The organism is Limnobaculum xujianqingii (assembly GCF_013394855.1).
In the GTDB taxonomy this organism is placed as follows: Bacteria; Pseudomonadota; Gammaproteobacteria; order Enterobacterales; family Enterobacteriaceae; genus Limnobaculum; species Limnobaculum xujianqingii.
The window spans coordinates 337,866-349,353 of record NZ_JABMLK010000002.1 but is presented as its reverse complement, the minus strand read 5'-3'; the positions used below and the strand labels follow the sequence as shown (position 1 = coordinate 349,353).

The following is an 11,488-nucleotide window of genomic DNA, read 5'->3' as shown; positions in this document are numbered from 1 at the left end:
ATTACCGCACCTTCAAGGTTGCCAGGCCAATCAGCACCAGCATTAATGAGATAATCCAGAAGCGCACGATCACTCGTGGCTCCGGCCAGCCTTTCAATTCATAGTGATGGTGAATCGGTGCCATACGGAAAATACGCTGGCCGCGAAGTTTAAACGATCCCACCTGCAGAATGACTGACAGAGTTTCAACCACAAACACCCCGCCCATAATTACCAGCAAAAACTCCTGACGCAGCAACACTGCAATCACACCTAAAGTACCACCCAACGCCAGTGAACCAACGTCACCCATAAAGACTTGCGCCGGATAGGTGTTAAACCAGAGGAAGCCCAACCCTGCGCCAACAATTGCAGTACAGAAAATGACTAACTCACCGGCATGGCGGATATAAGGAATATGCAGATAACTGGCAAAATTGACGTTACCCGTCGCCCAGGCAACCAGACCAAAACCAGCGGCCACAAATACGGTTGGCATAATTGCCAGACCATCCAGACCATCGGTCAGGTTAACGGCATTACTGGTACCAACGATAACAAAATAGGCCAGCAGGATATAAAGCACGCCTAACTGCGGCATGACGTCTTTAAAAAACGGCACAACCAGCTGAGTCGCTGGTGTGTCTTTGCCGATGGCATACATGCTAAATGCTACGATCAGAGCAATCACTGACTGCCAAAAATACTTCCAGCGGGCAATTAATCCTTTGGTGTCTTTGCGCACGACTTTACGGTAGTCATCCACAAAACCAACGGCACCATAACCCAGCAAAACAAACAGCGAACACCAGATATAAGGATTGCTTAAGTTCGCCCACAGCAGTACCGAAATGGTAATTGATGTCAAAATCATGATGCCGCCCATGGTTGGCGTACCACGTTTACTGAAGTGCGATTCCGGACCGTCGTTGCGGACCACCTGACCAATCTGTAAACGTTGCAAGAACGCAATCAGACGCGGTCCCATCCACAAAGAGATAAACAGCGCGGTCAACAGACTGACAATGGCGCGAAACGTCAAATAAGAAAAGACGTTAAAGCCTGAAAAAATTGAGACCAGATGTTCCGCCAGCCATACTAACATTGTGCTATCTCCTGTACTCTGCGTACTACCTGCTCCATTGCGGCACTACGTGAACCTTTAACTAAAATTGTTATGACCGCATGCTCAGATAGCAATTCACCCAGACGTTGGGCGGCTGCCTCTTTATCCTTAAAGTGCTCGCCATTGCCACTTGCGTTACTGATCATTTCGCTTAAATGACCAACGCTTAATACTTTATCTACACCCGCTTCGCGGGCTGCTTCACCAACCTGACGATGACACTGTTCGGCTTCATCACCCAGCTCACCCATATCGCCAACAACCATGACCCGATAACCAGGCATAGAAGCAAGCACCTGAGCGGCGGCAGTCATCGATCCTACGTTGGCGTTGTAGGTATCGTCCAACAGCAGTTTTTCCGCGCTCAGTTGGACCGGGAATAAACGCCCCGGAACCGCTTTAAGCTGTGACAACCCTGTTGTAACATTCTCTAACGATGCACCCACGGACATGGCTAATGCAGTAGCCGCCAGCGCATTGGCGATATTGTGTTTGCCCGGCAGAGGAAGTAAAACTTCCATTTCTCCTACCGGCGAATGCAAGACAAAACGGGTACCTTGTGGTTTTACCGTTACATCTGTTGCATAAAACTCAACCTGCTCAGTGTGGCTGGCAGAAAAGCGCCACACGATTTTATCGGTCAGCAGGCTTTGCCAACCGGGTAAATCATTGCTATCCATATTGATGATAGCGATACCGTGGGAAGGCAATCCCTGAAAGATCTCGCCTTTGGCTTTCGCGACGCCAGCCAGTGAACCAAATCCTTCCAGATGTGCAGCTGCCAGATTATTTACCAGCGCACTTTCCGGATGGGTCAGCGCCGTAGTATAGGCAATCTCACCGGCATGGTTGGCGCCTAATTCTACAACAGCAAACTGATGGCGTTTCGTCAGACGTAGTAACGTTAGCGGAACGCCAATATCGTTATTCAAATTACCTGCGGTATACAGAACTTCACCACACTGCTGCAAAATGGTAGCAGTCATCTCTTTCACGCTGGTTTTGCCAGACGATCCTGTCAATGCTACTACGCGTGCAGGTACCTGCTGTCTTACCCAGCCACCCAGTTTGCCCAAAGCAATACGGGTATCCGCAACAATGACCTGAGCCACATCCAGCGGTAAGTGCTGACTAACTATTAAAGCACTGGCTCCCTGATTGATTGCCTCTGCGGCAAAATCATGAGCATCAAAACGTTCACCCTTTAGAGCAATAAACAAACAGCCAGCGACAATTTTGCGGGTGTCAGTAATAACATCCACAATTTGCTGTCCGGTAATATCTGCCGTAGAGGCGATAAGTTTACCATCGACCACTTCGGCCAGCTGTTTTAGGGTAATGGGAATCATGCTAATACCCCTGCCGCCATACCCAGCAAGTTTGCCACTGTGGTACGGTCAGAATAATCCAGTCTACGATTGCCAATCAGCTGATAATCTTCATGACCTTTACCCGCAATCACTACCACATCATCAGGGCCAGCCTGCATAACCACACTGGTTACGGCCTCTGCCCGACCATGAATTACATTGGCACGTTTGGTATCGGTAAATCCGGTCAGGATATCGGCTACAATCGCCTGAGGATCTTCACTGCGAGGGTTATCATCAGTAACAATAACGCGATCGGCAAACTGTTCAGCCACTCCGCCCATTAGCGGGCGCTTACCACGGTCGCGATCGCCACCGCAGCCGAATACACACCACAGCTCACCCTTACAGTGCAGTCTCGCCGCTTCCAGAGCTTTTTCCAGTGCATCAGGTGTATGAGCATAATCAACCACCACGGTTGGACGACCAGGTGCAGTAAACACTTCCATACGGCCACAAACAGGCTGTAAATTCGGCGCAGATTCTACCAGATGATTAAGTGAATAGCCTAGTGACAACAGCGTAGTCAAAGCAACAAGCAGGTTGCTAACGTTAAATGCCCCCAGCAAACGACTTTCAACTACACCGCCACCCCAGCTGGAGTCAAACTTCACCGTCGCGCCATTGTCGTGATAAGAAACCTCATGGGCTTTTAACCAACGACCTTGCCAGCCTTGAGGAAGGTTATCTTCCATCGTAACGGCAATGGCATTTGGCATAGTCGCTATGCGGTGAGCTCCTACGCGGTCGTCCACATTAATGATGATCTCACCAACCTGATGACGTTCAAACAAACGCCATTTAGCTGCTTCGTACTCTTCCATGCTGCCATGATAATCAAGATGGTCACGACTAAGGTTGGTAAATGCCGCCGCAGCAAAATGCAGAGCAGCGACCCGCTCCTGAACCAGGCCATGGGAAGACACTTCCATCGCGGTAAAAGTTGCACCACTTTTTACCAGTTCATTCAGTTCACGCTGTACGTCAACTGCTGAGCCGGTGGTATTCTCGGTTGGCACTACATGGCCCAATAAACCATTACCTACGGTACCCATCACCGCGCCTCTCTCTCCCAGAAGCTGACTCCACTGTGCTAACAGCTGAGTGGTAGTGGTTTTACCGTTAGTTCCTGTTACACCAACTAAACGCATTTTCTCTGAAGGCTGCTGGTAAAAACGACCCGCAATAGCCGACAAATGTAAGTTCAGATGCTCAATATAGATAACGGGAACGCCGTGAGACATCACAACAGTACCGTTAGGGGCTTCGCCCTCGGCTTCGGCAATCACTGCCGCTACGCCCTGAGCAATCGCCTGAGAAATATAACGACGCCCATCCACTTTATGGCCCACAATGGCAATAAACAGATCGCCAGAGGCAGCCACGCGGCTATCCAGCGTCATCTCTTTTAATTTGCGCTCAGGAACCTGAATATTCCACGGAGCGAGCAGATCGCTTAAATTAAGATCGGCCACCGGAAGCTCCTTTCTGATTAATCACTAATTCGTTTTTATCCGCTACGGGCAATGCATCTGGTTCGATATTCATTGTCCGTAAAACCCCGCCCATAATTGCGCCAAACACCGGCGCAGAAACGGCACCACCATAATATTGACCGGCACCAGGATCGTTGATCACCACCACCAGCGCATAACGCGGCTTACTGGCGGGTGCCAGACCGGCCGTATAAGCAATGTATTTATTGATATAACCACCGTTAGGACCCACTTTCTTCGCGGTACCGGTTTTGATTGCAATACGGTAACCTTTCACTGCGGCTTTAGTACCACCGCCTCCTGGTAAGGCTACTGATTCCATCATATGAACCACAGTACGAACGGTACTTTCAGGGAAGATTCGTTTTCCCTGTACTGGCGGGTCAATTTTGGTGATAGAGAGCGGGCGATAAACCCCAAAGCTCCCCATGGTTGCATAAGCTCGCGCTAACTGTAATGGCGTTACCATTAGCCCGTAGCCAAATGAGAAGGTGGCCCTCTCTATGTCAGACCACCGTTTTTTTTGTAAAAACAAGCCACTGCTTTCTCCGACCAATCCCAAATTGGTAGGTTGTCCCAGACCAAAGCGCGAGTAAGTATCAACTAACGCATCGGCTGGCATATCCAACGCCAGATGAGAAACACCGACGTTACTGGATTTTTGTAAAATACCGGTGACAGTCAGTTCAGGATAAAGCGCAACGTCCTTTATCTCATGACCATTTACCCGATACGGTCTGGTATTCAATACAGAATTTTCTTTGATGATGCCGCGATCTAACGCCGTCATAACCACCATCGGTTTAACGGTTGATCCCGGTTCAAAAATGTCAGTTATTGCCCGGTTACGGAAGAAGTCTTCCGGTGAGCCAACCCGGTTATTTGGGTTATAAGAAGGACTGTTAACCATCGCCAGAATTTCACCGGTGTTCACATCGACCAGCACAGCGGTACCTGATTCAGCTTTGTTCGCAGCAACCGCATTGCTTAACTCACGATAAACCAGCGCCTGAAGGCGTTCATCAATACTTAACGTGAGGTTGTGAGCGGCCTGACTATCCACTGAGGAGATATCTTCAATCACCCGACCATAGCGATCTTTACGTACTGTACGCTCACCCGATTTACCCACCAGCTTGTCTTCAAAGCTCTTTTCAATACCTTCCAGACCGTTATCATCGATATTGGTAAAACCAACAATGTGAGCAGTCACGGGGCCGGCAGGATAGAAACGACGAGATTCACGTTTTAAGTAGATGCCCGGAAGTTTAAGCTTACGCACATACTCTGCGGTTTCAGAATTGATTTGACGCGCTAAATAGACAAAGCGCCCTTTAGGATTAGCATTGATTTTTTCTGATAGTTTATCCAGAGGTAAACCAACCACATCAGCCAGCGCTTTCCAGTGCATGTCTTGCGAAATGCCACCACGCTCATTCAGTTCTTTTGGATCGGCCCAAATCGCATTAACCGGAACGCTAACCGCTAATGGACGCCCAAAGCGATCGGAGATCATCCCACGAACAGTAGGCACTTCCTGCACCCGTAAAGAGCGCATATCCCCTTCTTTAACCAGTTTGTCTGGTTCAATAACCTGTAACCATGCAGCGCGGGCCATCAAACCAAACATAGCTAATACAATAAACAAACAGAGCAAACCAAAACGCCAGCTTACAAAGCCGGCCTCATTTTCAGGACGTTTTACTTTAATCTTATTGGTTCGTGCTGCTTTCATCTCATTTCATTAGCCATGGTAAGTTCATCAATCCATTAATTTATAACGCGCTCCGCACGCCGACTGTTTTATCAGTTCTTTTTACTGCTTCTGGATAACTATTTGTTCCTGATCCGGTGTTACATGCAGCATTTGCAGCTTTTCATTAGCCAGACGTTCAATACGGCTATGGTCAGCCAGCGCATTTTCTTCCAGAATCAGGTTACGCCACTCAATTTCCAACGCTTCACGCTCTAAAATCAGCTGTTCGCGCTCTGCGGTTAGCAAACGCGTACGGTGGCTGGACAACACCACCGCTATTGCCGATACCAGAACTAACACAGTCAGTAACAGCGGTAACTTTGCGTTACGCAGCAAATCATCACCGATGATGCTGGCTAAACTGTGGCGCTCATTCGATATCATTCAGCTGTCCTTTGGGCGATACGCAATACTGAGCTACGAGCCCGTGCGTTATCTGCCACTTCCTGCTCAGACGGCATCATTTTTCCCAGCGCTTTTAACTTTCTTGCGCCATGTTGTCTTAATTGCTCTTCAGTCAACGGAATACCCGCCGGAACCTGTGGTCCCTTGCTATGCTGGCGGATAAAACGCTTAACAATACGGTCTTCCAGTGAATGAAAGCTGATAACCGAAAGGCGTCCGCCTTCCGTCAACGCTTCGAGAGAGCCATCCAGTGCACGCTCAATCTCTTCCAGTTCACTGTTGATATAAATTCGAATCGCCTGAAAACTACGTGTTGCCGGATGTTTATGTTTGTCACGAACAGGTGTTGCTGTCGCGATAACCTCTGCCAGCTCGTGGGTGCGGGTCATTGGATCGGTACGGTTGCGTTCAACAATGCCCCGGGCTATACGCTTGGCAAACCGCTCTTCACCAAAGGTTTTTAGCACCCAGGCAATATCTTCTTCTTCCGCTTTTAACAGCCATTGTGCTGCTGACAAACCACGAGTAGGGTCCATACGCATATCCAGTGGCCCATCACGCATAAATGAAAAACCACGTTCGGCATCATCCAACTGTGGTGAAGAGACACCCAAATCCAGCAGAATGCCGTCAATTTTACCTTCTAAGCCAAGATCACGGACATAGCTGGCCAGATCGGAAAAAGGACCATGAATAATGGAAAAACGAGAATCTGAAATTGCAGATGCGGCTTCAATAGCCTGAGGATCGCGGTCTATCGCAATAAGACGCCCCTGAGGTCCTAACTGGGATAGGATCAGGCGCGAGTGTCCACCACGGCCAAAAGTACCGTCAATATAGATACCATCCTGTCGAATGCTTAAGGCATTAACTGCTTCATCCAAAAGCACTGTGGTGTGCTGATAATTATTCAACATAGCTTATAATGAAAAATCCTGTAACCGCTCTGAGAGAGGTGACTTAGCAGACTGCTCAGCCTCGATGTCTTCCTTAACTTGTTGATACCAAGCCTCTTCACTCCACAATTCAAATTTATTGAACTGTCCGACCAGCATCACTTCTTTTACTAAAAGCGCATGTTGCCGCAATGTATTCGCTATCAATACACGACCAGCGCTATCCAACTGGCATTCACTGGCATGGCCTAATAACAGGCGCTGTACTCTGCGCTCCGCCGGATTCATGCTGGATAGTCGGGATAGCTTCTGTTCAATTTTTTCCCATTCAGGAAGGGGGTAAAGCAACAGGCACGGCTGATGGAGGTCAATGGTACATACCAATTGTCCTTCACATTCATCCAGCAGTGAATCCCGATAGCGAGTGGGGATAGCTAATCGCCCCTTACTATCAAGATTTATTGTTGTTGCTCCACGAAACATGGGCGGGTCACTCCTTCGCGACAAGTTTTACCACTTTACCCCACAAATTCCCACTTGAATAGAGTTTACGGAGGGTATTAAAAGCTTGTCAAGGCGAAGAACCGCGACTTTACACTAAATAGAGGGGCTATTTAGCTTTCTGAAAATGGAATAAATGAGTGTTAATCTTAAAGGAATCAAACTAACAATATGAATAATAATAATTATTTATCTAATTCAGAATCAGAGTAGCTGGCGGTTAACAGCGTTGGCAATCAATCAATAAAAAATCCGTTAATATAAAAAAAATGTTTCTATAACCACTACAGCATAAATCTGACACGATCTGATGTGAATGGAAGGGAATAGATGTGGTTGGCTATTTTACTCGTCGACCTGACCGATACTTTAGCGCGTAATAGTAACATAACGTAACGCCTTGAAGTAAGCTCAATGCGGCTTGCTGATAATAAAACAGGGAGCCCGTTTCAGGCCCCCTGCGGTTTTCTCCGATTATCAAACGGATACTCTTAATATGATTTACACACTATACGCGACTCAAACTACCGCGGCGGAACAGACTGCGTCGAATGCGTGTCAGCCCTGGTTTTGGTTTCTGAGTTTCATCAATACTTGCCAGAACTAATTCCAGCACCCGCTCGGCAACCTCACGATGGCGTTGAGCAACGGATAATACCGGGCACTCAAGGAAATCCAACAGTTCATTATCACCAAAGGTAGCAATCGCCAGATCGGCAGGTAAACGGCCCTGTTTCTGTAAAATCACATCCATCACACCCTGTAGCAATGAGAAGGACGTGGTATAAATTGCCTGAGGAATCGGGTTAGATTCCAACCAGTTTTTAAAGACTTCTGCCGCTGATTCACGCTCATAGCTATTGGCGTAAATATAGCTAACCTGACGCTTATCCCCTTTCCACGCCTGACGGAACCCCTGCTCACGCAATTGGCTGACGGATAATTCAGGTAACGCACCAAGATACGCCACGCTATCTGCTTTAAAGTTACGTAACTCCGATGCCAGCATTTCAGCATCTTCGTAGTCGGCTCCAACAACGCTGATAAAGTGTTCACGATCCAGCGCCCGGTCCAGAGCGATAATCGGTAGAGAACTGTTTACCCAGCGCTGATAGAACGGATGCTCCGGCGGTAACGCGGTGGAAATAATCAGGGCGTCCACTTTACGTTGCAGTAAATGCTCAACGCAGCGCATTTCGTTATCCGGCTGGTCTTCAGAGCAGGCTATCAGCAACTGATAGCCTCGCTGGCGCGCCTGACGTTCAAGATAGTTAGCAATTCTTGTATAGCTGGTGTTTTCTAAATCAGGAATAACCAGCCCGATAGAACGTGTACGACCAGCACGTAAGCCAGCAGCAACCGCATTAGGTTGATAATTATGTTCCCGGACTACCGCCATGACTTTCTCAACTGTTTTATCGCTCACACGATATTGCTTGGCTTTGCCATTAATTACATAGCTGGCCGTCGTGCGTGAAACACCAGCGAGACGCGCAATTTCATCCAGTTTCACGTTAACCCCTTAAGTATCATTTCGCCCCGTCATTGGTGGCATAATAGCCATATTAATATAAATGGCTTTAAGTAATGTAGATCTAACCCAAGATATGACGATTCAGCAACTGCTTAATCCATTCAGTCAGTGTAATACAAAATAAAAAGCTCTACACCACCGGTAGAGCTCCTGTTTTTGCCTGAAAAATGGTTAGCGCATAATCCGCTCACCGCGCCCTACACCGACGATTCCTGAACGGGCAACCTCTACAATTTCGCCCGCTTCACGAATAGCGGCTAAAAACGCATCCAGTTTACTGCTGGCGCCCACTAGCTGAACGGTGTACAACGAGGATGTAACATCCACAATTTGACCACGGAAAATATCTGCACAGCGCTTGACCTCTTCCCTGCCATCACCGGAAGTGCGTAGTTTCACCAGCATGATTTCACGTTCAACACAGTCACCATCGGTTAGTTCAGATACCCGCAGAACATCAACCAGCTTATGTAGCTGTTTTTCTATTTGTTCCAGTACTTTCGCATCGCCTTTAGTGTGAATTGTCATACGCGAAAGAGTCGGATCGTCCGTTGGCGCTACGGTCAGACTTTCAATGTTGTATCCCCGTTGGGAAAACAGGCCAATCACCCGCGACAGAGCGCCGGATTCATTTTCCAGTAATACTGATAGTATACGGCGCATAATCAGCTCCTCTCCGTTCTGCTTAGCCACATTTCGTCCATTGCACCGCCGCGAATTTGCATCGGATAGACGTGCTCTCTTTCATCAACGGCAACATCAACAAACACCAAGCGATTTTTAATTGCCAGCGCTTCCGCCAGTTTGCTTTCCAGCTCTTCAGGTTTGCTAATGGAGATTCCCACATGACCATAGGCTTCCGCCAGTTTGACAAAGTCTGGCAGAGAATCCATATAAGAATGGGAGTGGCGGCCAGCATAAATCAGATCCTGCCACTGCTTTACCATGCCCAGGAATTTATTATTCAGGTTGAGGACCACAACAGGTAAATCATATTGCAGTGCCGTGGATAGCTCCTGAATATTCATTTGAATACTGCCATCCCCGGTGACACAAACGACGGTTTCTCTTGGTAACGCCAGTTTAACTCCCAGCGCAGCAGGTAGACCAAAGCCCATGGTGCCGAGACCACCGGAGTTAATCCAACGACGAGGTTTATCAAACGGATAGTACAACGCAGCAAACATTTGATGTTGCCCTACGTCAGAAGCGATATAAGCATTGCCTTGAGTTAAACGGTACAAGGCTTCAATAACCGCCTGTGGCTTAATGCGATCACCGCTGTGATCGTAAGCCAGCGACTGTTTACAACGCCATTCTTCAATGTTCTGCCACCAGCTCTCCAGATTCTCAAAACCTTGCGCAGGATCCCGCTGTTTTAGCAGTTCCAGCATCTGGGTCAAAACCTGTCTGGCATCACCAACGATAGGTACATCGGCATTCACCGTTTTAGAAATTGAGGTAGGGTCAATATCAATATGTAATACCGTCGCCCCCGGACAATACTTAGCCAGATTGTTGGTAGTACGGTCATCAAAACGTACACCAACCGCAAAGATCAGGTCGGAATGGTGCATAGTCATATTGGCTTCATAAGTACCATGCATACCCAACATACCAACAAAATGTTTATTCGTTGAAGGAAAAGCGCCCAGCCCCATTAATGAACTGGCTACCGGTAGATTCAACGTTTCTACCAGCGTCTTCAGCTCAGCATCACAGCCTGAAGTGATAGCCCCACCACCAACGTATACCACCGGATTTTTGGCTTCCAGAAGCATTTGCAAAGCACGTTTAATTTGCCCCCGGTGGCCCTGCACCGTTGGATTATAGGAACGCATAGAAATTTGATCGGGATAAGAATACGGAATCTTAATCGCCGGATTGAGAATATCCTTGGGCAAATCGACCACTACCGGACCGGGACGGCCTGTACTGGCAACGTAGAATGCCTTTTTCAGCACCATTGGGATATCTTCGACATGCTTAACTAAAAAACTATGTTTTACCACCGGACGGGAAATCCCCACCATGTCGCATTCCTGAAAGGCGTCGTTACCTATCAATGTGGTCGCCACCTGACCGGAAAGTACCACCAGAGGAATAGAATCCATATAGGCAGTAGCGATACCGGTAATAGCATTGGTTGCCCCCGGCCCCGAAGTTACCAATACCACCCCTACTTCACCGGTTGCGCGGGCAAAGCCATCAGCCATATGTACTGCGGCTTGCTCATGGCGAACTAACACATGGTCAATACCACCCACCGTATGCAATGCATCATAGATATCCAGCACTGCCCCACCCGGATAACCAAATACATGCTTAACCCCCTGATCGATCAACGATCGGACAACTATCTCAGCTCCGGATAACGTTTCCATGGGTTTCCTCCAGGTTATTGTTGTTGTGCACTCAGGCGATA

General features: G+C 48.1%; 10 protein-coding genes. All 10 read right to left on the bottom strand.

Translation table 11 applies throughout. From position 1 onward, the window contains the following. Nucleotide 1: 1 nt before the first annotated feature. Nucleotides 2–1,084 carry a phospho-N-acetylmuramoyl-pentapeptide-transferase gene (gene mraY / locus GOL65_RS15390; RefSeq protein ID WP_140919553.1) on the bottom strand — a complete coding sequence of 361 codons (1,083 nt, stop codon included), beginning with the start codon at nucleotides 1,082–1,084 and terminating at the stop codon, nucleotides 2–4. Further along, on the bottom strand, nucleotides 1,078–2,454 hold the full coding sequence (murF, locus tag GOL65_RS15385) for a UDP-N-acetylmuramoyl-tripeptide--D-alanyl-D-alanine ligase (protein ID WP_140919552.1): 1,377 nt from the start codon (nucleotides 2,452–2,454) through the stop codon (nucleotides 1,078–1,080). Before murF ends, mraY begins: the two co-directional genes overlap by 7 nt. Next, entirely contained in the window at nucleotides 2,451–3,950 is a 1,500-nt protein-coding gene (murE, locus tag GOL65_RS15380) for a UDP-N-acetylmuramoyl-L-alanyl-D-glutamate--2,6-diaminopimelate ligase (protein WP_140919551.1), read from the bottom strand. Before murE ends, murF begins: the two co-directional genes overlap by 4 nt. After that, nucleotides 3,937–5,706: a peptidoglycan glycosyltransferase FtsI gene (gene ftsI, locus GOL65_RS15375; protein ID WP_140919550.1), complete on the bottom strand. Its 1,770-nt coding sequence runs from the start codon at nucleotides 5,704–5,706 to the stop codon at nucleotides 3,937–3,939. The genes murE and ftsI overlap by 14 nt, the downstream gene beginning before the upstream one ends. A gap of 81 nt (nucleotides 5,707–5,787) precedes the next feature. Next, nucleotides 5,788–6,111, bottom strand: coding sequence for a cell division protein FtsL (gene ftsL / locus GOL65_RS15370; RefSeq protein WP_130592336.1), 324 nt, complete (start codon nucleotides 6,109–6,111; stop codon nucleotides 5,788–5,790). Further along, a complete protein-coding gene (gene rsmH, locus GOL65_RS15365; protein ID WP_179038447.1) occupies nucleotides 6,108–7,049 on the bottom strand; it encodes a 16S rRNA (cytosine(1402)-N(4))-methyltransferase RsmH in 942 nt (313 codons plus the stop codon). Before rsmH ends, ftsL begins: the two co-directional genes overlap by 4 nt. 3 nt (nucleotides 7,050–7,052) lie before the next feature. Beyond that, the gene (gene mraZ, locus GOL65_RS15360) at nucleotides 7,053–7,511 is read right to left on the bottom strand and encodes a division/cell wall cluster transcriptional repressor MraZ (RefSeq protein ID WP_130592338.1); all 459 of its coding nucleotides are present in this window, start codon (nucleotides 7,509–7,511) and stop codon (nucleotides 7,053–7,055) included. 526 nt (nucleotides 7,512–8,037) lie between these two features. Then, a complete protein-coding gene (cra, locus tag GOL65_RS15355) occupies nucleotides 8,038–9,042 on the bottom strand; it encodes a catabolite repressor/activator (protein ID WP_130592339.1) in 1,005 nt (334 codons plus the stop codon). Nucleotides 9,043–9,234: 192 nt separating this feature from the next. Further along, nucleotides 9,235–9,729 carry an acetolactate synthase small subunit gene (gene ilvN / locus GOL65_RS15350; RefSeq protein ID WP_140919665.1) on the bottom strand — a complete coding sequence of 165 codons (495 nt, stop codon included), beginning with the start codon at nucleotides 9,727–9,729 and terminating at the stop codon, nucleotides 9,235–9,237. Further along, complete coding sequence (ilvI, locus tag GOL65_RS15345; RefSeq protein WP_140919548.1) at nucleotides 9,729–11,447, bottom strand: acetolactate synthase 3 large subunit; 1,719 nt, start codon at nucleotides 11,445–11,447, stop codon at nucleotides 9,729–9,731. Before ilvI ends, ilvN begins: the two co-directional genes overlap by 1 nt. Between the last annotated feature and the right edge of the window lie 41 nt (nucleotides 11,448–11,488).

Bases quoted from the DNA above. Each gene is read 5' to 3' on its own strand.
- murF (WP_140919552.1), bottom strand. From the start codon at position 2,454: ATGATTCCCATTACCCTAAAACAGCTGGCCGAAGTGGTCGATGGTAAA.
- ftsL (WP_130592336.1), bottom strand. From the start codon at position 6,111: ATGATATCGAATGAGCGCCACAGTTTAGCCAGCATCATCGGTGATGAT.
- mraZ (WP_130592338.1), bottom strand. From the start codon at position 7,511: ATGTTTCGTGGAGCAACAACAATAAATCTTGATAGTAAGGGGCGATTA.
- mraY (WP_140919553.1), bottom strand. From the start codon at position 1,084: ATGTTAGTATGGCTGGCGGAACATCTGGTCTCAATTTTTTCAGGCTTT.
- ilvI (WP_140919548.1), bottom strand. From the start codon at position 11,447: ATGGAAACGTTATCCGGAGCTGAGATAGTTGTCCGATCGTTGATCGAT.
- ftsI (WP_140919550.1), bottom strand. From the start codon at position 5,706: ATGAAAGCAGCACGAACCAATAAGATTAAAGTAAAACGTCCTGAAAAT.
- rsmH (WP_179038447.1), bottom strand. From the start codon at position 7,049: ATGTTGAATAATTATCAGCACACCACAGTGCTTTTGGATGAAGCAGTT.